18 protein-coding genes are annotated in these 21306 nt (G+C 63.3%); 6 read left to right on the forward strand and 12 right to left on the reverse strand.

What is annotated here, in order from left to right:
• Positions 1–779 precede the first annotated feature (779 nt).
• The 3 genes from ACODSD_RS01410 (at position 780) to ACODSD_RS01420 (ending at position 5148) form a co-directional block, all read left to right on the forward strand.
• Entirely contained in the window at positions 780–2033 is a 1254-nt protein-coding gene (locus tag ACODSD_RS01410) for an EAL domain-containing response regulator (protein WP_227105357.1), read from the forward strand.
• 74 nt (positions 2034–2107) lie between these two features.
• On the forward strand, positions 2108–2764 hold the full coding sequence (locus ACODSD_RS01415; RefSeq protein WP_146176722.1) for a response regulator transcription factor: 657 nt from the start codon (positions 2108–2110) through the stop codon (positions 2762–2764).
• A gap of 2 nt (positions 2765–2766) precedes the next feature.
• Positions 2767–5148, forward strand: coding sequence for an ATP-binding protein (locus ACODSD_RS01420; RefSeq protein ID WP_158274356.1), 2382 nt, complete (start codon positions 2767–2769; stop codon positions 5146–5148).
• A gap of 202 nt (positions 5149–5350) precedes the next feature.
• On the opposite strand, the gene ACODSD_RS01425 is transcribed toward ACODSD_RS01420, so the two are convergent.
• From ACODSD_RS01425 to hemF, 8 genes are all read right to left on the reverse strand, one after another.
• The gene (locus tag ACODSD_RS01425) at positions 5351–6250 is read right to left on the reverse strand and encodes a 4-deoxy-4-formamido-L-arabinose-phosphoundecaprenol deformylase (RefSeq protein ID WP_107800797.1); all 900 of its coding nucleotides are present in this window, start codon (positions 6248–6250) and stop codon (positions 5351–5353) included.
• 56 nt (positions 6251–6306) lie between these two features.
• Positions 6307–7350 (reverse strand): bifunctional UDP-4-keto-pentose/UDP-xylose synthase, encoded by a 1044-nt coding sequence (locus tag ACODSD_RS01430; protein WP_107800796.1) that lies wholly within the window; start codon positions 7348–7350, stop codon positions 6307–6309.
• Between the two features lie 68 nt (positions 7351–7418).
• Positions 7419–8321, reverse strand: coding sequence for a formyltransferase (locus ACODSD_RS01435; protein WP_488876631.1), 903 nt, complete (start codon positions 8319–8321; stop codon positions 7419–7421).
• Positions 8318–9265, reverse strand: a complete 948-nt coding sequence (locus tag ACODSD_RS01440; RefSeq protein WP_107800794.1) for a glycosyltransferase — start codon at positions 9263–9265, stop codon at positions 8318–8320. Before ACODSD_RS01440 ends, ACODSD_RS01435 begins: the two co-directional genes overlap by 4 nt.
• Before the next feature lie 6 nt (positions 9266–9271).
• Positions 9272–10399 (reverse strand): DegT/DnrJ/EryC1/StrS family aminotransferase, encoded by a 1128-nt coding sequence (locus ACODSD_RS01445; RefSeq protein WP_107800793.1) that lies wholly within the window; start codon positions 10397–10399, stop codon positions 9272–9274.
• A 154-nt stretch (positions 10400–10553) separates the two neighbouring features.
• Complete coding sequence (locus ACODSD_RS01450) at positions 10554–10925, reverse strand: SMR family transporter (RefSeq protein ID WP_107800792.1); 372 nt, start codon at positions 10923–10925, stop codon at positions 10554–10556.
• Between the two features lie 28 nt (positions 10926–10953).
• Positions 10954–12624, reverse strand: coding sequence for a glycosyltransferase family 39 protein (locus tag ACODSD_RS01455; protein ID WP_253314164.1), 1671 nt, complete (start codon positions 12622–12624; stop codon positions 10954–10956).
• A gap of 127 nt (positions 12625–12751) precedes the next feature.
• Positions 12752–13663: an oxygen-dependent coproporphyrinogen oxidase gene (gene hemF / locus ACODSD_RS01460; RefSeq protein ID WP_253314165.1), complete on the reverse strand. Its 912-nt coding sequence runs from the start codon at positions 13661–13663 to the stop codon at positions 12752–12754.
• 97 nt (positions 13664–13760) lie between these two features.
• Here hemF and ACODSD_RS01465 point away from each other — a divergent pair, with 97 nt between their 5' ends.
• The gene (locus ACODSD_RS01465; RefSeq protein ID WP_253314166.1) at positions 13761–14381 is read left to right on the forward strand and encodes a glutathione S-transferase family protein; all 621 of its coding nucleotides are present in this window, start codon (positions 13761–13763) and stop codon (positions 14379–14381) included.
• A gap of 65 nt (positions 14382–14446) precedes the next feature.
• On the opposite strand, the gene ACODSD_RS01470 is transcribed toward ACODSD_RS01465, so the two are convergent.
• The 4 genes from ACODSD_RS01470 to ACODSD_RS01485 all read right to left on the reverse strand — a co-directional run bounded on the left by ACODSD_RS01470 (position 14447) and on the right by ACODSD_RS01485 (position 18726).
• A complete protein-coding gene (locus ACODSD_RS01470) occupies positions 14447–15037 on the reverse strand; it encodes a porin family protein (protein WP_227105341.1) in 591 nt (196 codons plus the stop codon).
• 459 nt (positions 15038–15496) lie between these two features.
• Positions 15497–16318 carry an alpha/beta hydrolase gene (locus ACODSD_RS01475; RefSeq protein ID WP_107800787.1) on the reverse strand — a complete coding sequence of 274 codons (822 nt, stop codon included), beginning with the start codon at positions 16316–16318 and terminating at the stop codon, positions 15497–15499.
• A 338-nt stretch (positions 16319–16656) separates the two neighbouring features.
• The gene (locus tag ACODSD_RS01480) at positions 16657–18003 is read right to left on the reverse strand and encodes an ATP-binding protein (RefSeq protein ID WP_253314167.1); all 1347 of its coding nucleotides are present in this window, start codon (positions 18001–18003) and stop codon (positions 16657–16659) included.
• A 3-nt stretch (positions 18004–18006) separates the two neighbouring features.
• Positions 18007–18726, reverse strand: a complete 720-nt coding sequence (locus tag ACODSD_RS01485; protein WP_081549203.1) for a response regulator — start codon at positions 18724–18726, stop codon at positions 18007–18009.
• 245 nt (positions 18727–18971) lie between these two features.
• Between ACODSD_RS01485 and ACODSD_RS01490 the strand changes: the two genes are divergently transcribed.
• Complete coding sequence (locus tag ACODSD_RS01490) at positions 18972–21032, forward strand: carbon starvation CstA family protein (protein WP_107800785.1); 2061 nt, start codon at positions 18972–18974, stop codon at positions 21030–21032.
• Positions 21032–21220, forward strand: coding sequence for a YbdD/YjiX family protein (locus ACODSD_RS01495; protein ID WP_107800784.1), 189 nt, complete (start codon positions 21032–21034; stop codon positions 21218–21220). The genes ACODSD_RS01490 and ACODSD_RS01495 overlap by 1 nt, the downstream gene beginning before the upstream one ends.
• Positions 21221–21306: the final 86 nt, after the last annotated feature.

A 21306-nucleotide genomic window follows, 5' to 3' on the forward strand; every position in this document is an offset into this window, starting at 1 on the left:
AAAGCCCGCTGCGCGGATAAAGCCTTGCACGGCGAGTTCAGCTTAGCCATGCCCATTCCCTCCTTGTGATTCCGCTTGCTGCGCCATAAGGCCTGGTCTTGCGCTCGCTCGCCAGCGCTTATTGTTTCCCTTTCCCAATCCATTGCCGGTCGCGTTTGTCCATGCCGCTTGGAGTCCGCGTGCGCGTTTGACGCTTTCCATTCGTGATGATGCCGGTTTTTAATGTTTAATTGATTCCTGTTTTTATATTGTAAATATATTTAAAAAACAAAAATGACAATTGGATTTGTTTTTAAGATAAATCCTATATTTGATTTCAGCGGATTTTCTTATCATGGCGTCTACAAGCCCTAAATAGAACGGCGTGATTCAGTTTGATTCCACACCCGAGCAGGCGTCTCCGGAACGATGACCATAGGACGCGCGGGTGTGCTGCGCGCTGTGAATTGAACCGATATGGCCGGCTCATTGAATGACGGCTCTTGCTTGGCGATGTCAATTAAGCGGGCAGCGGCAGCGCGGTTTCCCGCCGCTGCCGGGCGAGGGCGGAGAAGCTTGCCGGACCGGGTTTTCGGCCTTGAATGATTTTTTTAGATTCATTGACCTTGGCCGCGTCCTTCCGGCAATGTGCCGCCACATTGTCATTATCGAATTAGCTAAAGCAAGTCCGGAAATTAAGCTGATCAATCGTATGCTTTTTGGGATGTTGAAACGTGACAGCGCGCCAACGCGGGCGTGGCGGATATTCAGCTGTCGGTATTCCAAATGGTAGGGAATCCATGGAAAATCTTAATGTCATGGTGGTGTCCGGATCATCGCGGGACAATGAGCGCCTTCAGCGCATGCTGTCGCAGGCCGGCATTCGCAATATTCGCCATTGCGGCCATATTCGCGAGGCGGAACAGCAATTGCTGCGCGAGCCGGTGGATTTGCTGGTGTGCGATATTCAGATGCCGGACGGCGGCGGCGCCGAATTGATCGCCAAGGTGCATGCCGGCGTGCGTCGCGGCGAACTGGCCGACGCGCCCATGCTGTTGTGGCACAGCGCCGCGGGCAAGCTGTTGCAGGAGTCGCACGTCAGGCTGGCGCGCGAGGCCGGCTTCAACTACGTCTGGGCGGCGCATCCGACCATGGACGACGGCGAATGCGCGCAGTTTTTGCGCCAGGTTGAACTGGCGCGCGCGGCCATGGCCGAGGCGGCCAGAGTCAACGGCGTGCCGGGGCGCTTGGGAACCCGGCCTTTCAGCGAGCAGGAGGTGATCGAGGCCTTGTGCTCCAAAGGCAATATCTCGATAGACCTGCAACCGCAGGTGCGCTTGAGCGACGGGGTGGTGGTCGGCGCCGAGGCGCTGGCGCGCTGCATGCATCCGACGCGGGGCAATATCCGGCCATCGGTGTTTCTGCCGGTGGTGAGCAAGCTGGGCCTGGATCTGCTGCTGTTCTTCCATGTGCTCAGCGGGGTGATCTCCACCCAGCAGGCGCTGAACGCGAAGGGCGTGCGCTTGCCGATTTCCATCAACGCGTCGGCGGCTACCCTGGCGTCGCCCAATCTCGTGCGCGAGATCACCATGCGCTGGGACAAGACCAAGCTGGAACGCTCGCTGCTGGTGATCGAGCTGACGGAAAACCTGGAGCCGGAAATCGGACTCGATTTGATGGTGGCGCTGAACCAGCTGCGCGCCAATGGTTTCGACATTGCCTGCGACGATTACGGCATAGGCATCTCCTCGCTGAAGATGTTGTCCGCCATGCCGTTTTCGTCCTTGAAGCTTGATCAATTATTCGTCGCCTCGATGCTGGAGAGCTCGCGGCATTATGAAATCGTCCGCTCCTCCATCCTGCTGGGCAAGGAGTTGAATCTGCAGGTGGTGGCCGAGGGCGTGGAGAGCACACGCCACGTCAAGGCCTTGCGGGAGATGGGCTGCGAGACCGGCCAGGGCTTCGGCCTGTACCGCCCGATGGCGCCGTCGCGTTATATAGAGCTGGCGCGGCAGGCGCCGGAGGAGTGGAGCGCGCGCGGCGCGGGCGATTAGGCGCGGCCCCAAGGCGTTCCGCCGGGACAGGGGATGCGGCGGGAAGCGAATTGGTCAACTTTAACGAGAACGGCATGAGAAAAAGAATATCGCTGATGATTCTGGATGACCATGACGTGGTCAGGGTGGGGCTGGAGGCCAAGCTCAAGCAATACCCGGAGTTCGAGATTGTCGGCAGTTTCGCGCAGAGCACCCAGTTGCTGGCGGTTTTCCGCAAGCGGCTGCCGGATGTCTTGTTGATGGATTTCTCCCTGGGCAGCAACGAGGTGGACGGGCTGAACCTGATTCAGTCCATCAATGTCCGTTATCCGGAGTGCAAGGTCCTGGTGCTGTCGTCGGTGGACCTGGTAGGAACGGTCAATCTGATGCTGCGCGCGGGCGCCAGGGGTTTTTTCAGCAAGTCGCAGCCGGTGGACGCGCTGGCGGGCGCCATCCACAGCGTTTATGCCGGGCGGGTGTATCTGACCGTCAAGATGATGAGCGAGATGAATCTCTTGCTGTCGGGCGACATCAAGCTGGAGGAGGGGCGGACGCTGGACCCGTATGCGCGTTTGTCGCCGCGGGAGCGCGAGGTGGTGCGCTGCTGTCTGGACGGCATGAGCACCAGCCAGATCGCGGAGAAGTTCTCGCGCAGCATCAAGACGGTCAGCACTCAGAAAAAAGCGGCTTTCCAGAAACTGGGCATCAATACGGACAGGGAGTTGTTTTTATTGAACTCCAAATTGGAGTAGCGGTGCGATTTCAACATTTGAGCGGCCTGCTCGTCCTGTGCGGCGTTTTGTCCGCTTGCGCCGACCAGGGCAGCAAGATCCCGCTGAGCCGGGAGGAAGAGGCCTGGGTCAGCCGGAATCCGGTGGTGGACGTGTACGTGCTCAGGTCCAAACCGGCGGCCAAGCGCAAGAACAGCAACGTCCATTACAAGGGGGTCGAGGCTTTTTTCCTGCAGTACGTCAGCGAGAAAAGCGGTTTGCGCTTCAATATCGTGCAAGTGCATTCGGCGCAGGCCCTGATCGAGGCCAGCGGCAATGGGCGGGCGATGATGCTGGCCAGCATCAATCAGGACGCGATCGGCGAACTGAACCTGAACAAGAATTACTACTTCACCCAGCCGTATTCCTCGCAGCCCTTGATGGCGATCACGCGCCGCGACTACCCGGTGGTGTTCGACCACGATAATCTGCACGGGCGCAAGCTCGCCTTCATCTTCAACGACAACTCGCGCTCCTGGCTGCTGGGCGATCACGCCAACCCGGACCTGGTGGCGGCGGAGACGCCCACTCAGGCCTTGCTGGCGATCCAGGACCGGAGGGCGGACATCGGGCTGGTGCCGGAAAGCTACGCGCGCTTCCTGCTGAATTATCGTTTCCCCGATCTGAGCAGCTCCGGCGCGCTGCCCGGCTATTACGCCATTTACCGGATGGGGGTCAGCAAGCACCAGCCCTTGCTCTACGCCATCCTGCGGCGCAGCCTGGACACGATGTCGGCCGACGACGTCGACGCCGCCCGCTCCGCCTGGGAGGAGCAAGTAGCGCCGCGGCCGTCCGTCTCCAGCGTGTTCAGGAGTTACGCCGGCGAAGGCACCCTGCTGGTGCTGCTGTTCTTCGTCCTGCTGCTGGTGATACGCACCACCACCTTGCTGCTGCGCAAGGCGAGGACGGGCGAAGCGGCCAAGAGCGAGTTTCTGGCGGTGGTCAGTCATGAAATCCGCACGCCGATGAACGCCATCATCGCCGCCGGCGAACTGCTGCAGACCATGTCCTTGGGCGAGAAACAGCGGGAGCTGGTGCTGCAATCCAATCTGGCGGCCAGCAGCCTGCTGCAACTGCTCAACAATATTCTCAACGCCTCGCGGCTGGACGCGGGCCAGGAAAGCCTGGACCCGTCCTTCGTCAACGTCGGCTCCATTCTGGAAGACCAGGTCCGGCTGTACGCCTTGGCGGCCAAGATGAAAGGGCTGGAGCTGCGCTACGTCCATGCACTGCCGGAGCGCGCCTTCTGGCTGGACGCTTCGCATTTGCAGCGGGTGCTGCACAATCTGATGTCCAACGCTATCAAGTTCACCGACAAGGGCACGGTCACGCTGAAGGCGGACTTGCGCCGCGGAAAATCAAGCCGCAAGCGCGGCGTGCTGGTGTGCCAGGTGATAGACACCGGCATAGGCGTGCCGCTGGCGGCGCAGAAGAATATTTTCGACGCTTTCGTGCAGGCGGATTCCGTCGCCACCCGCAAGTTCGGCGGTTCGGGGCTGGGGCTGAGCATCTGCAAGCGCTTGGTGGAGTTGATGCAGGGGCGCATCACGCTGGACAGCGACGGCGCGTCCGGGACCATTCTCACCATCAAGCTGCCGGTGCGTTTGGGGCCGGCGCTGGTCAAGGAGGCGGCGGAGGAAGAAGCCTCCGGCCCGCCGCAGGCGGTGGGGCAGGGGCAGCTGGTGCTGGTGGTGGAAGACCATCCGGCCAATCAGCTGATGATTTGCGAGCAGCTGCGCCAATTGGGCTGCCGCGCCACGGTGGCCAGCACCGGCATGAGCAGCTTGTCCATCCTGAAGGAACACCCGGAGGTGCGCTTGATCCTGATGGACTGCAGCCTGCCGGACATCAGCGGCTACGAGGCGACGCGGCGCATCCGCGCATGGGAGCGCGAGGAGGGCGGCGCCTTGCTGCCCATCGTGGCGATTTCCGCGGCCAATGACGATCTGCACCGGGAACGGTGCATGGACAGCGGCATGAACGGCGTGCTGGTCAAGCCCCTGCGACTCAGGGATTTGCAGCATATCTTGCTCATGTGGCTGCCGGACGCGGCGCCGGTCTCCGAGGCCGTCGAATCTCCGCCTCAGGTCAGCGGTCTATGGCAGATGTTCATCGAGCATAACGAGCGCGATTACCGCCAGGCGGTGCGGGCGGTCCAGCATGCTCACTGGTCCACGGCCAGCCAGCATCTGCACCGGATCTCCGGCGCGGCTTTGACCATGGAGCAGCGCGAGCTGGCGGAATTGGCGCGGGAACTGGAGGGCATGCTGTTGCAGGGCGGCGCGGAAGGCTTGGACGAACGCATGGACGCTTTGCGCGCGATGCTGGACCAACTGGCCGCGCAGACGCCGCCGGCCGGGAAATGAAACCGGGCGGCGGCTGGGTGGGCTATCGTTTCAGCCCTAAAAGATAGAACACGGGTTCTTAGAACGTGTTTACGATCTCGCGAGCTAAGGCGAGACAAGGCGTTGCGGCTGAGAAAGCGGAATGTACGCGTGGTACATGAGCATTTCGAAGCCGTACTCGCCGTGCCACGTCTCACGACGCGCAGCAGATCGTAACAGGTTCTTAGGCTTGCAGCGCCAGCGTGCCGCTGCGGCCGGGAATCTCTCCCATCACCACGCGGCCGGCGGGCAGCGCGGCCGCGTCCAGGCTGCTGAACAGCTCGATGCAGCTGCACAGCTGATAGCCCTGGGCTTGCCAGCCCACCAGCAGATGCTCGAAGGTATAGCCCAGACGCAGGCCTTCCAGCTCGGCGTGCAGGGTGTACACATGGCCGGTGGCCGGCGCTTCTTCGGTCAGCGCCAGGATATGGTGATGGACGTTGTCGGCGGTGAGGCCGTCCAGGCCTATCAATTCGTCCAGCGTCGGCAGCGTGGTGGGCAGCTGCGGCACGCCCAGGGGCTGGCCGGCGGCGTCCACCGGCTGGAAGGGGTGGCTGCCGCGGCCGTCGGACGCGTAAAGCATGCCCAGTTCGCGCTCATAGGCCAGCGCCGCGTCGTTGATCTGCCAGCCGGCCGCGCCGTGGGTGCGCGCCGGCTCGCCGAAGATCTGTTCGAAGCGCTCGGCCGCCTTGCGCATTTCGGCGCGGGTCCAGGCGGCGTCCTTGCCGGCGACGTAATCCTGCCACTTGATGTGGTCCCAGGTGTGAATGCCGACCTCGAAGCCCTGCGCGCGCACTTCGCGCATCAGTTCCGCCTCGCGCTTGCCGATGTCCGGGCCGGGCAGCACGGTGCCGTAGAGCAGGGTGCGGATGCCGTAGTGCTCCACCACCGAGGTGCGGGACACTTTGGACAGGAAGCCGGGACGGAACACCCGCTTGATCGCGCGGCCGGTATGGTCCGGGCCCAGGCTGAACAAAAACGTGGCCTTGGCGTGATGCTGCTGCAGCATATGCATCAGCCGCGGCACGCCGTCGCGGGTGCCGCGCCAGGTGTCGACGTCGATTTTAAGGGCGAGTTTTTTCATGGGGTATCTCTGAAACCGGCGCCGGGCTTTCTATCTCGCCTGGCGCCGGGAGCCGCTTACTCGGACAGGTCGCGGCTGGCTGCTACTTGGTCGCGGTAGTAGTCGTAGATGCCGCGCAGCGCGTCGGCCATGGTCACGCTCGGTTTCCAGTCCAGGTCCGCCATGGTGTTGGCGATCTTGGGCACGCGGTTCTGCACGTCCTGATAGCCTTTGCCGTAGTAAGCGCCGGAGGTGGTTTCCTCGATCTTCACCTTGTCGGCGTTCAGCTGGTATTCCGGGTAGACGCGGGCCAGGTCCAGCATCATCGCGGACAGTTCGCGGATGGAGTAGTTGTTGGCCGGGTTGCCGATATTGTAGATCTGACCGGAAGCCTTGCCGTCCTGGTTTTCGATGATCTTCATCAGCGCGCTGATGCCGTCGTCCACATAGGTGAAGGCGCGCTTTTGATGGCCGCCGTCCACCAGCTTGATGGTTTCGCCGCGCACGATGTGGCCCAGGAACTGGGTGATCACGCGGCTGGAGCCTTCCTTCGGCGTGTTGATGTTGTCCAGGCCGCCGCCGATCCAGTTGAACGGGCGGAACAGGGTGTAGTTCAGGCCTTCCTGCATGCCGTAGGCGTGGATCACGCGGTCCATCAGCTGTTTGGAGCAGGAGTAAATCCAGCGCGGCTTGTTGATCGGGCCGCAGATCAGCTCGGAGTTTTCCGGGTCGAACTCTTCGTCATGGCACATGCCGTAGACTTCCGAGGTGGACGGGAACACCAGGTGTTTCTTGTACTGCACGCACTGGCGCACGATGGGCAGGTTGGCTTCGAAGTCCAGCTCGAACACGCGCAGCGGATTGTTCACATAGGTGGACGGGGTGGCGATGGCCACCAGCGGCAGCACCACGTCGCACTTCTTCACGTGGTACTCGATCCACTCCTTGTTGATGGTGATGTCGCCTTCGAAGAAGTGGAAGCGCGGATGGTCTTTCCACTCGGCCACGCGGTCATCGTGCATGTCCATGCCGTAGATGTGCCAGTCGGTGGTTTCGATGATGCGCTTGGTCAGGTGGTGGCCGATGAAGCCGTTGACGCCGAGGATCAGTACTTTTTTCATTGAGATTTCCTTCATCGCCCCCCGGAAGGGAGCTGTGATTTGCATGTGTATTCCGTGAGTCCGCCGCCTCAGGCCAGCGTCAGCGTCAGTGTCGTCGCCGGATCCAGCGCCGCGCCGTCCAGCGTGGCGGACAGAACCTTCAGGCGGTCGCCGTCCACGGCGTCCAGCCACAGCGCGCCGTGTTCTGAGTGTAGCCGGGCCGCTTGCAATTGCTGGCCGTGGCCGCCGGCGCGCAGGGTTTTCCAGATCACCAGCCGTCCGCCTTCGGTGTCGGCGAAGGCGCCCGGGAACGGGTGGGTCAGCGCGCGCACGAAGTTGTGCAGCTGGGCGGCGCCGGCCCGCGGATCGATGCGGCCGTCTTCCGGCTTACGGCCGCCGAAATAGCCGCCCTGGCTCAAGTCCTGCCGGCGGAACTCGGTCTGACCGGCGAGCAGGGCCGGCAGGCTGCGGGCCAGCACCATTTCCGCGGCCACGGTGACCTTGGCGAACACTTCGTCGGCGTTGTCGTCCGGCAGAATGGGCACCGCCATCTGGTCGACGACGGGGCCGTTGTCCGGTTTGACGTTCATCACGTGCAAGCTGGCGCCGGTTTCGGTTTCGCCGTGGATGATGGCCCAGTTGATCGGCACCCGGCCGCGGTATTTGGGCAGCAGCGAGCCGTGCATATTGAAGGCGCCGCGCGCCGCGGATTCCAGCAGCGGGGCCTTCAGCATGTGGCGGTAATAAAAAGAGAACAGGAAGTCCGGCCGCGCGGCCTGCACTTGGGCCAGCGTTTCCGGCGTGTTCGGGTCGTCCGGGGTGATCACCGGAATGCCGTAGTCGCGGGCGACTTGCTCCACGCTGGCGAACCAGATGTTTTCCTTGGGATTGTCGCGGTGGGTGACCACCAGCGCCACTTCCACGCCGCCGCCGATCAGCGCCTTCAGGCAGCGCACGCCGACATTGTGATAAGCGAAGACCACGGCTTTCATGGCTTGTCCTTTTGCTCCAGCACCGCGCCGATCACATAGCGCGGTCTGTCCCGCACTTCCTGGTAGATGCGGCCGATGTACTCGCCAAGCAGGCCGATGCCGAACAGCGCGATGCCGATCAGCAGGAAGGCGATGGCGAACAGGGTGAACAGGCCGCCCACTTCCGGTCCGACGATGAGGCGGCGCAGCACCAGATAGACCACCAGCACGCCGGAGCCGGCGGAAACCAGCATGCCCAGCAGCGAGAACAGCTGCAGCGGCACGATGGAGAAGCCGGTCATCAGGTCGAAGTTCAGGCGGATCAGGCTGTACAGCGAATACTTGGATTCGCCGGCGAAGCGCTCTTCATGGCCGACGGTGACTTCGGTCGGGTTCTGCGCGAACTGATAGGCCAGCGCCGGGATGAAGGTGTGCAGTTCGTTGCACTGATTGATGGTGTCGATGATGCGGCGGCTGTAGGCGCGCATCATGCAGCCCTGGTCGGTCATCTTGATGCGGGTCAGCTTCTCGCGCAGGCGGTTCATCGCGCGGCTGGCCAGATGGCGCCACAGACTGTCGTTGCGCTGGCGGCGGATGGAGCCGACGTAGTCGTGTCCCTTGTCCATTTCCGCCAGCAGCAGCTTGATGTCCTCCGGCGGGTTCTGCAAGTCGGCGTCCAGCGTCACCACCCGCTCGCCTCGGCTGTATTCGAAGCCGGCCAGGATGGCGCGATGCTGGCCGAAATTGCCGTTGAACAGCACTACCCGGGTCACGTCCGGGCGCAGGTCGAACTGCGCGGCGAGCATGGCCGGGCTCTTGTCGCGGCTGCCGTCGTTGACGAAGACGACTTCATAACGTACGCCCAGCGCATCCAGCGCCGGGTAGAGGCGGTCGAACAGCGCCGGAAGCACGTCCTGCTCGTTGTATACCGGGATGACGACGGAAAGATCGATTACGCTTTTCATAATGTTTTATACGCTCAGCACGGGCTTCAGCACGCCGCTCACGGCGGCGCACACGCGTTCCACGTCCTCGTCGGCCATGGCCGGGAACAGCGGCAGGGTGACGGTGCGGCGGCCGATGTCTTCCGCCACCGGGAAGTCGCCCGGCTGGAAGCCCATCTCGCGGAACAGGGTGAACAAATGCATGGCGGGGTAGTGCACGCCCACGCCTATGCCCAGGTCTTTCATCCGGGCGATGAATTCGCCGCGGTCCATGCTCATCCGATCCAGCGGCAGCAGCGGCTGGAACATATGCCAGTTGCTCTGGGCCATGTCCTCCAGCGGCAGCTCGCAGCCCAGCTCGCGGTCGAAATGGCGGAAATACAGCGCGGCCAGTTCGCGGCGGCGGGCGTTGAAGCCTTCCAGCCGCGGCAGTTGGCCCAGGCCGATGGCGGCGGCGATGTCGGTCATATTGGACTTGCCGCCCAGCACGTCCACGTCCATGCCGCCGTCGGCGTGGCGGGTCACGCCCTGCAGCCGCAGCTTCTCGAACAGGCGCGCCTCGTTCTCGTCGTTCAGCACCAGGCAGCCGCCTTCGCCACTGGTCATGTTCTTGTTGGCGTGGAAGCTGAAGGACACCAGATCGCCGTCGCTGCCTATGCGGCGGCCGCGCCAGTTGGCGCCCATGGACTGGGCGGCGTCCTCCACCACGCGCAGACGGTGGCGCTTGGCGATATCGTACAGGCGGTCGCGGTCCACCGGCAGGCCGGCCAGGTCCACCGGGATGATGGCGCGGGTGCGCGGCGTGATCGCTGCTTCCACCAGGTTCAGATCGATATTGCGGCTGGCGCGGTCGGCGTCGACGAACACCGGCTTGGCGCCCACCTTTAGAATGACGTTGGCGGTGGCCACCCAGCTCAGCGGGCAGGTGATCACCTCGTCGCCGGGGCCGACGCCGGCCACCTGCAAGGCCATTTCCAGCGCGGCGGTGGCGGAGGCCACCACCCGCACCGGGCGGCCGCCGACATGGGCGGACAACTCGGCTTCCAGTTGGCGGGACTTGGGACCGGTGGTGATCCAGCCGGAGCGCAGCACCTCGCCGACGGCGGCGATGGTGGCTTCGTCGATGTCCGGGCGGGTAAACGGTAGAAAATCCATATTCAAACCCTGAAAATTAGCCACGGAAGCACACGGAGATGCACGGACAAAAACAGTCATTCAAATTCGTTTTGCGCCATTGAATCTTGTCGGCTGCTGAGCGGGCGTTTTATTTTCCGTGTCATTCCGTGTGTTTCCGTGGCAAAAATAAGCCTTAACTACGTGCCACCAGCACCACGCCGATGATGATGACGCCGATGCCGATCAGTTTCTGCGCGCTCAAGGCCTCGCCGAACAGCCAATAGGCCAGCAGCGCGTTGACCACGTAGCCGATGGACAGCATGGGATAAGCGATGCTGACCTCCACCCGCGACAGCGCCATGATCCAGACCACCACGCTGACCACGTAGCAGGACAGGCCGCCGACGATGGGCAGATTGGTGGCCAGCGACCAGCCTATCGGCAACACGTTGGCGGCGGAAAAGTCAAAGTGGCCGATTTGGCGCACGCCGGCCTTCAAGCATAGCTGGGCGGCGGCGTTGAGCAGCACGCCGAGCAGAATCAGGCCGAATTCGATCAACTTCATATTAGAAGGGGTCCAAAGGTTGGCGGTTTCACGGCTTGGCCACGACGAGGCGGCGCGGATCTTGGTAGACCACCCGCATCGGCAGGCCCTGGGCTTGCAGTTCCTGATAGGTGGCGGGGTCGGTCATCGCCAGCGCGCGCGGCGCGGCCTTCCAGGCGGCGACGAATTGTTCCAGCCGCGGCATCCAGCGCTGCGGCTCCTGACCTTCGCCAAACTCGAACTCGTCGACGAACTGCACCAGGGTGACCGGGCGGCCCAGGTAGAAGGGGAAGGTCTGATCGTAATAGCGCACCGAGAACACCGGGGTGTCCTGCCCCAGATAGGGCTGAATCTGGCGCACGATTTCCTTGCTGCCCTTCAGCCGGCCGTAGCTGTCGTGGCCGGCGGCGGCGACGCTGACGGCGAGCAGGCTGCCGAAGGCCAGCCAGCACAGCGCGGCCAGTTTGCGCTCGCGGCCCAGCAAACGCCAGGCGACGACGGCGCAGGCCAGGAACAGCAGCGCGGCGATGGCGACGAAATGAGCGAAGCCATGCAGCACCTCCAGCGGGGTGTCCACCGAGGCGAAGCGGTCGACGAAGGGGTAAAGACCAAGCGCGGCCAGCCACAGCAGCAGCGCCGGCAGCAGGTGCTTCTTCAGCGCGGCGGCCGGCATGCGCAGCAGCGTGGGCGCCAGCAGCAGCGCCAGCGCCGGGAACAGCGGCAGGATGTAGGACGGCAGCTTGGAACTGGACTTGCTGAAGAAGGCGAAGATGAAGACCGACCAGATCAGCAGCAGGCGGCCGGCGCGCAGCCGCGCGCCCGGCTCGCGCCAGCCGTCGCGGCACAGCGCCGGCAGCAGGCTGGTCCAGGGCAGCAGGCCCAGCAGCAGATAGGGCACGAAATACCACGGCGCGCCGGTGCGCTTGTGCTCGGTGGTGAGAAAGCGCTCCAGGTGCTCGCGGATGAAGAAGAAATGGGCGAAGTCGGGGTTGCGCTGCGACACCAGGATGAACCACGGCGCGGTCAGCAGCAGGAACAGCGCCAGGCCGCTCAGCCAGTGCATGCGTTTCCAGAAGCCCCATTGCCAGTTGAGCAGGCTGTACAGCACCAGGGTGGCGCCGGGTATCAGCAGGCCGATCAGCCCCTTGCTCAGCGTGGCGGCGGCCATCGCCGCCCAGGTCAGCCACATCCAGTGGCGCGTTTCGCGCGGGCCGGCGTCGTCGCGCTGGGCCAGCAGGAAGCCGCACAGCGCCACGGTCAGGAAAAAGCTGACGCCCATGTCCAGAGACAGGAAATGACTGTTGGCCACGATCCAGGCGCAGCTGCCGGCGGCCAGCGCCGCGTAGCGGCCGGCGTCGACGCCCCACAGCCGGCGCGCGGTGAAGCCGCACATCGCCACCGTCAGAAAGCCGGTCAGACCGGGCCAGAAGCGGGCGGCGAACTCGTTGACGCCGAAGGCGGCGAAACTCAGCGCGCCCATCCAATATTGCAGCGCCGGCTTTTCGAAATACAGCAGGCCGTTCAGCCGCGGCGTGATCCAGTCGCCGCTGTGCAACATGAACAGCGACAGCGTGGCGTAGCGGCCCTCGTCGGCGTGAATCAGCCCGCGGTAGCCGAGGGAGCCGAACCAGACGACGGCGAACAGCAGCCACAGCGCCGGCTCCAGCCAGGGACGGGCGGCGGGGCCGGAGAGCCCGGCCGAAAAATGGGGTTGATTCATGCGGAACGGATAGTCATTGGATTATTATGGACAGCTGCGCAAGGATACCCGATTTCGCCGTCCTTGTGATTGGCTAAACTCATGTGCGGGCTGGAGAAAGCGGCGGCATCCGGCTTGGCCGCGGCGCTTAGGCCAGCCAGTCGCGCGGGGCCAGAAAGCGCTCGGTCAGCGCCGCTTCCGGGCTGCCCGGCTCCGGCTGATAATCGTACTCCCAGCGCGCCAGCGGCGGCATCGACATCAGGATGGATTCGGTGCGTCCCCCGGACTGCAGACCGAACAGGGTGCCGCGGTCCCAAACCAGATTGAATTCAACATAGCGGCCGCGGCGATAAAGCTGGAACTGACGTTCGCGATGGCCCCAGCTATCGCCTTTGCGGCGCTCGACGATGGGCAGGTAGGCGTCGGTGAAGCCCTTGCCCACCGCCTGCATGAAGCGGAAACAGGAGTCGAAGCCCCAGGCGTTCAGATCGTCGAAGAACAGGCCGCCGACGCCGCGCGCCTCTTGGCGGTGCTTCAGGAAGAAATACTCGTCGCACCAGCGCTTGTAGTCCGGATACACCTGTTCGCCGAAGGGCCGGCACACATCGCGGGCCACGCGGTGCCAGTGCACCACGTCGGCCTCCACCGGGTAGAACGGGGTCAGGTCGAAACCGCCGCCGAACCACCATACCGGCGTTTCCCCTTCTTTTTCCGCGATGAAGAAGCGGACATTGGCGTGGCTGGTGGGAATGTGCGGGTTTTCCGGATGGATCACCAGCGACACGCCCATGGCCTGGAAGCCGCGGCCGGCCAGCTCCGGCCGGTGGGCGGTGGCGGAGGCGGGCAGCGCGTCGCCGTGGACATGGGAGAAATTGACGCCGGCCTGCTCGAACAGCGTGCCCTTGGTCAGGACCCGGCTGCGTCCGCCGCCGCCGCCCGGACGCTGCCAGGCGTCCTCGACGAATTGAGCGCCGCCGTCGGCCTGCTCCAGCGCCGCGCAAATGCGGTCTTGCAGGTCCAAGAGAAAGGCTTTGACATCATTGACGCGCGGCTGGCTCATCGCAGTATCCTGAAGGCTTGAAATGGGCTGCATTGTAGCAGACGGGGCGGCGCGCGCAGGCGCGCCGCCCGGGCTTTGAACATGGGAGACGCGCATCGTGATTGATCTGTATACCTGGGGCACGCCCAATGGGCGCAAGATTTCCATCATGCTGGAAGAACTGGAGCTGCCATACGCCGTGCACACCGTGGATATCGGCAAGGGCGAGCAGTTCGCCGAGTCCTTTCTGGCCATCAGTCCCAACAACAAGATTCCGGCCATCGTCGACAGCGAGGGGCCGGATGGTCGGCCGCTGGCGATGTTCGAGTCCGGCGCCATTTTGCAATACCTGGCGGAAAAGCACGGCCGCCTGCTGCCGGCGGCGGGCGCGGCGCGCTACGAGGCGCTGCAATGGCTGATGTTCCAGATGGGCGGCTTCGGACCGATGTTGGGGCAGGCCCACCATTTCCTGCGCTATGCGCCGGAAAGCCTTCCCTATGCGCAGAAGCGCTACCACGACGAGGCCTTGCGTCTGTACGGCGTGCTGGACCGGCAGTTGGCCGGGCGGGATTACGTCGCCGGCGAGTACGGCGTCGCCGATATCGCGCTCTATCCGTGGGCGGCGCGCCATGATTGGCATCAGGTGGATCTGGCGGCGTTTCCGCGGGTAAGCGATTGGTTCCAACGCGTCGGCGAGCGGCCGGCGGTGCGGCGCGGCATGGCGGTGCCGGCGGCCTGAAACGCAAAACCAGCCGCGGACACAGGGGCCGCGGCTGGCGATGGAAGGGCGTGGCAAGGCTGAGATTAGAAGTGGTAGCTGATGCCGGCCTTCAGCACGCTGGTGCCGGACGTCTTGACCACGCTTTGGCCCGCCATCTGGAAGTCAGTGCCGGCGATGTATTCGTATTCGCCACGCAAGGACAGGTTTTTGTGCAGCTGATACTGCGCGCCGAAACCAAGACCCAAGCGGGTGTCGTTGAAAGTTTTGTTGGCAACTCGGTCGATCTTGAGCTTGGTGTGCACGTTGTTCAGGCTGGCCTTGCCGAAAACTTCCAAATCCTGGGTCACCGGCAGGATGCCCAGCACGGCGATGCGCTCGGCCTTGGTGGCGACGGAGCCGTTGCCGGTGCGGCCGCTGAAGGAGCCGTTGGCCGTGGATTTGCCGAAGTCAGCGTAGGACAGCTCGGTGGCCAGGTATTGGTTGAAGCGGTAACCGGCGCCCAGTTCCCATACCGTGCCGGCGGCCTTGGCGTCTTTCAGGACGATGTTGCGGTTGCCGGACTCCGGCTTGGAGAAGTTGTAACCGGTGTTGCCGAAGACGTAGAAGCCCGGGTCGGCGGCGTGTGCGGTCAGAGCTGCCAGGCTCAGCACGGAAGCGGTAATCAGTTTTTTCATTTTTGCGACTGTTTGCTTTGTTGATAACTGCGATATTGTGCGAACAGGAACCAAGTCAGTCTGTTGAGCTTGTAAACGCTCTTTGTGTTATCGATGGAGGGCTTGTGTAACGATCTGTAACAAAGCGGGACGGGCAGGGCAAAGAAAAGATGCCCACCGGAGCCGGCGGGCACGCAAAGTCACACAAAGGGAAAAGAGAACGGAACCGTTGCAAGACCGGCGGGGGGCCGATCCGGCTCGTGCAAACAGTTTGCTTCAGCCGGTCCTCGTCTTCCATTGTCGCTGTGTTCTGGCTTGATGACGGTTGATGACGGGGCGGCCGGGAAGTTTGCGCAGCTGTTAAATTCAATGTTTAGTTGTGATTGCTTGCAACTTTAGTTGAAGAAGGGGCGGGCGCGGCTGGCGCAGGCAAGAAAAAAGGCAAGCCTGAGGCTTGCCCTGATGGCGGCGACGCGGCGCTCAGGCGGCGGCGAAGACGGCCCAGTCGGCGTGTTCAGCGGCGGCGGCCCGGGCTTGGGCGCGCTGGTTGAAAAACTTCAGGCTGCGCTTGAGCACCTCGCCGCGTTCATTGTCCACCATCACCATGTGGTAGCTATTGGACAAGGGCATGAAGTCGACCTTGCCGCCCAGATAGCGCTGCAGATAGCGGGCCGAGCGCGGGCTGGTGATGTCGTCCTCGTCGGCATGCACGATCAGCGTCGGGCAGGTGATCTCTTCCAGCCGCGACATCAGCTGGCGGCGCAGCCCATCCACTTGGCGGATGCAGGCCAGCGGGATGTAGGCGTAGTGGAAGCGTTCGCCGCGTTCGAAGCGCTGCTGGATGGCCTTGCGGATGCGGGCGTTCTTGATGCCGAAGGGTTCGACTTCCGGCACGCGCATCTTCTTGGCCAGGCCGGGAATGCGGTAGACGATGTGGCGCGCCCAGGTCAGCTTGGGCAGGCTCCAGCCGTCCAGGAACAGCGGCGGCGCGTACAAGGCGAGGCCGTCCTGATGGTTTTCCAGCCGCGCCACTTCCAGCGCCACCAGGCCGCCCAGGCAAACGCCGGCCAGATGCACCACCTTGTGGCGCGTCTTCAGTTCCAGGTATTCCTTGCGTATGGTTTCCACCCAGTCCTGCCAGCGGACGGACAGCAGATCTTCCGGCTCGCCGCCATGTCCCGGCAACAGCGGGGTGTGCGTGACGATGTCCGCCTCCTCCAGCGTGCGTCCAAGCGCGCCAAGGTCGTATGCGCTGCCGCCCAGACCGTGTACCAGCAGGGCGGCCGGTCGTGAAGAAACCATGGGAAATACCCGAATCCAAGTTGAGATGCTGGCATTATCCCGACGCGGCGGCTTGGGGTCTGTTGGCTTCCTGTCCCCGCTTTGTGACGGCGCGTGACCCCATTCAGATTGCTTAACAAACTGCGGCTTTACTTTTCGCCGGCGCCGGCGTTCTTGGCTGTCCCTTCAAAGTCTCGCGGGCAAGAGCGGGACAAGGAAGAAGCGGAGAAGCGGTCGATGCGCGTTCTGAAGCCGTGTTCGCCGCGTGAGGTCCCGCGGATCGCAAGCGGGCGCTGAGCCGCTCATAGAGCCGCTAACTAAACCGCGCAGCGCAGGATCAGGGGTTGGCTTAGCGGGTCTTATTGCTGTGGTTGCATGATGCGCAGAGTAAAGCGCGCGCCGCCCAGTTCGCTGGCGCTCACGCTGGCCTGGCCGCCGTGGTGTTCGGTGATCAGCTTGACGAAGGACAACCCCAGGCCATAGCCGCCGGTGGCGCGGTCGCGGCTGCGGTCCAGCCGCAGGAAGGGTTCGAACACCTTGTCGCGTTCAGCCTCGGGAATGCCGCAGCCGTCGTCGTCGACATGAATCAGCAGCTGGCCGGAAGCGTTGTGACACACGGTCAGCCGGACCTGAGCGTTGGCGTATTTGAAGGCGTTGAGCAGCAGGTTGCGGCTGGCCACATACATCAGCTTGCGGTCGAACGCGCCGTTGCCCAGCGCGCAGTCCAGCTCCAGCGCGAGGCCCGGTGGTTTCAGCGGCGTCACCAGGTCGACCAGATCGTCGAACCAGTCGTAGAGGTCCACGGTTTCCCAGTGCAGCGGCACTTCGTTGCGGTTGAGCTTGGCGAACTCCATGCTGGTGTTGAACAGCTCCTCCAGCTCCTGCATATCGCGCTCCATGCCTTCGCGGTAGCGCCGCCATTCCTGTTCGTCCTCTTCTTCCTCCAGCATGGTCAGACCGAAGCGCAGCCGTGCGATCGGGGTGCGGATCTCATGGGCGATGGCGTGGGACAGGGCCTGGCGGGTTTCCATCTGCCGCTCCAGCCGCGCGGCCATGCTGTTGAAGGCCAGGGACAGGGGGGCCAGCAGCCGGCTTTTGGACGGTTGGGCGCGGGCGCTGAAGTCGCCGTCGGCGAACACCTCCGCCTTGCGGCGCACTTCCAGCAAGTCCTTCCACAGCGGGCGCAGGCTGAAGTAGATCAGCGTACCCAGCGTGGTGCCGGTCAGCAGAATCCACAACAGCAGGATTTCTATGTCTTCGCTGATCCAGCTGCTGTTGCTGGCCGGGGCTTCCAGCGGGCCCAGCAGCAAGAGACGCGGATCATGGGGCAGCGGCATGTAGAGCAACTGGTTGTCGAAATCCAGATAGGGGCGGCCGCCTTGCAGCGCGGCGTGGCCTTCCGGCTCGAAATCGTCGGGAGGATGGGCGATCAGTTTGACCGGATAGCTGAAGGCGCGGGCGATGTCGGCGAGCTTGCGGTCCCAGTCCCGATGCGGCGTCTGAGCCAGCTGCTCGCGGATCAGGCTCACGGTGCCGTTCATGAATTGCAGCTTGCCGTTGCGGTCGCTGTTCTCGTACAGCTTGGAGACCAGGAAGCCGAAGCCGATGATGATGATCAGCTCCACCAGCATGGTGGCGAAGAAATAACGGGCGAACAGGGTGCCCAGCGACGGCTTGAGCCAGCCGCGCAAACGACGAGTGCTCATGCCTTATTCCCAGTCGCTGCGCGAGAACAGATAGCCTTTGCCGCGCACGGTCTTGATTCGGGCCGGCGCGTCGGGATTATCGCCCAGCTTGCGGCGCAGCCGCGAAATGCGCGCGTCGATGGAGCGGTCCAAGCCGTCGAAGCCGATGCCGCGCAGCTCGCTCATGATGTCGTCGCGGGACAGCACCTGGCCGGCGTGGGAGGACAACAGCCACAGCAGGTCGAATTCGGCGGTGGTCAGATCGATCAGCTCCCCGTTCAGCGTGGCTTCGCGCGTGGCCTGGCTGATGCAGAACTGGCCAAAGGTGAAGCTGTCTTCGTCGCCGGCCTCTCCGTCGGCCTGCGCCCCCGGCCCGCCGCGGCGCAGCAGCGCGCGCACCCGCGCCAGCAAGCGGCGCGGCTCCACCGGCTTGGCCAGGTAGTCGTCGGCGCCCAGTTCCAGCCCCAGGATTTCGTCCACGTCCTCGTCGCGCGCCGTCATGATCAGCACCCGGCCGTTATAGCGCGGGCGGATTTCACGGCAGACGTCGAAGCCTTCCTTGCCCGGCAGCATGATGTCCAGGATCACCAGGTCCGGCTTTTCTTCCAGGATGATGGCCGGCGCGGTGTCGCCGCGGCCGTGCTGGGAGATGCGATAGCCGTGCTTGCTCAGATAAGCGCCTATCAATTCGGCTAGTCTCACGTCGTCTTCGACGATGAGAATATGGGGGGTATCGCTGTTCATGTCCGTCGACGGGATTTCGGTGGTTCAAATCAAAATATTAGCACGCGAGGTTTGCCGGCGACTTTAGCATTATCGTGACTGCTATTCGTCATAAACTATCGATAGTTTTTGCAAATGATTTGGCTTGCTTGATTTTCCGGCGCTATCAATCCAGAATCGGTCAGGCACAAAAAGCCGGCCGTGGCCGCCGTTGCCGCCAGGGACCGATGAATTAAAACGGGATAAAGAGAATAGGAACTTGCCATATGCAACAGATAAGAGAATGGGCCGTGTGGCTGGCCGTCGCCCTGGCGGGCGCGGCGGCCTTCGCCGTGGTGGCCCTCAATCGCGGCGAGCCGGTCAACGCGGTCTGGCTGATCGTGGCGGCGGTGTCTGTCTACTCCATCGCCTATCGCTTTTACGGCCGCTTCATCGCCCACAAAGTGCTGGAACTGGACGCTCGCCGGCTGACCCCGGCGGAAAAATACAATGACGGCCTGGACTACGTGCCCACCAATAAATGGGTGTTGTTCGGCCACCACTTCGCCGCCATCGCCGGCGCCGGGCCGCTGGTGGGACCGGTGCTGGCCGCGCAGATGGGTTATCTGCCGGGCACGCTGTGGATTCTGGTCGGCGTGATGCTGGCCGGCGCGGTGCAGGATTTCCTGATCCTGTTCCTGTCGGTGCGCCGCGACGGCAAATCGCTGGGCGAGATCATCCGCACCGAACTGGGCGCCATCCCCGGCGTCATCGCCTCCATCGGCATCCTGATGATCATGGTCATCCTGCTGGCGGTGCTGGCGCTGGTGGTGGTCAAGGCGCTGACCGGCAGCCCGTGGGGCACCTTCACCATTGCCGCCACGATACCGATCGCGCTGTTCATGGGCGTTTACACCCGCTACATCCGGCCGGGCAAGATCGGCGAGATCTCCGTCATCGGCTTCATCCTGCTGATGCTGGCCATTGTTTACGGCGGCGACATCGCCAAGAACGAAACCCTGGCGCCCTTGTTCACCCTGAGCGGCACCACGCTGGCCTGGACGCTGATCGGCTACGGCTTCGTCGCCTCGGTGCTGCCGGTATGGCTGTTGCTGGCGCCGAGGGACTACCTGTCCACCTTCCTGAAAATCGGCACCATTGTCGGCCTGGCCATCGGCATCATGATCGTGGCGCCCAATATGCACATGCCTGCGGTGACCAAATTCATCGACGGCAGCGGCCCGGTGTTCGCCGGCAATCTGTTCCCCTTCCTGTTCATCACCATCGCCTGCGGCGCGGTGTCCGGTTTCCACGCGCTGGTGGCTTCGGGCACCACGCCCAAGATGCTGGAGAACGAAACCCACGCCCGCATGATAGGCTACGGCTCCATGCTGATGGAAAGCTTCGTCGCCATCATGGCGTTGATCGCCGCCTGCGTGCTGGATCCGGGCGTGTACTTCGCGATGAACAGCCCGGCGGCAGTGATAGGCAAGACCGCGGAGGAAGCCGCCCAGGTGATTTCCAGCTGGGGCTTCCTCATCACGCCGGACATGTTGACCCAGATGGCCAAGGACGTGGGCGAGAGCACCATCCTGTCCCGCGCCGGCGGCGCGCCGACCTTGGCGGTGGGCATGGCGCACATTCTGTCCAATGTGATAGGCGGGCCGGCGATGATGGCCTTCTGGTATCACTTCGCCATTCTGTTCGAAGCCCTGTTCATCCTGACCACCATCGACGCCGGCACCCGTGTGCTGCGCTTCATGATCCAGGATCTGCTGGGCCTGGTGGTCAAGCCTATGGCCAACACGGAATCCTGGGCGGCCAACCTGATCGCCACCGGCCTGGCGGTGACCGGCTGGGGCTACTTCCTCTACCAGGGCGTGGTGGATCCGTTGGGCGGCATCAACACCTTGTGGCCGCTGTTCGGCATCGCCAACCAGATGCTGGCCGGCATCGCGCTGATTCTGGCCACCGCGGTGCTGATCAAAATGCAGAAAACCCGCTACATCTGGGTCACCGCCGTGCCCACCTTGTGGCTGTTGGTGGTGACGCTGACCGCCGGCTGGCAGAAGCTGTTCCACGCCAGTCCCAAGATCAGCTTCCTGGCCCACGCGGACAAATTCTCCGCCGCCGCGGCCAAGGGCGAGGTGCTGGCGCCGGCCAAGAATATGGCGCAAATGCATCAGATCATCTTCAATGACTATGTGGACGCCACTTTGACGGCGCTGTTCATGGCGGTGGTGATCGCCATGCTGGCGTTTGCGCTGAACGTGATGCGCAAGTCCCTGGCGGTGAAATGGTCCACCGCCAAGGAGGTGCCGGCCATGTTCCGGGAGGAGGGCGCGTGATGGGCAAGCTATGGCAACAATGGGCGAAAACCGCCCGGCTGATGGTGGGGGTCAAGGATTACGACGCTTACGTCGCCAGCCGCCGCCGCTTCGATCCCAAGGCGGAGGTGATGAGCCGCGAGGCTTTCTTCCGCCGTTGTCAGGACGAACGCTATGGCGGCAAGAGCATGAAGAAGTGTCCGTGCTGAGTTCTAACGGTTAGTCATACTTGATAGCGCCCGGCTTGGCCGGGCGTTTTTCATTGCATGCGCGGGCGCGCTCCGTGGAAATTGTG

The sequence above is a fragment of the Chromobacterium sp. FG22 genome (assembly GCF_057809415.1).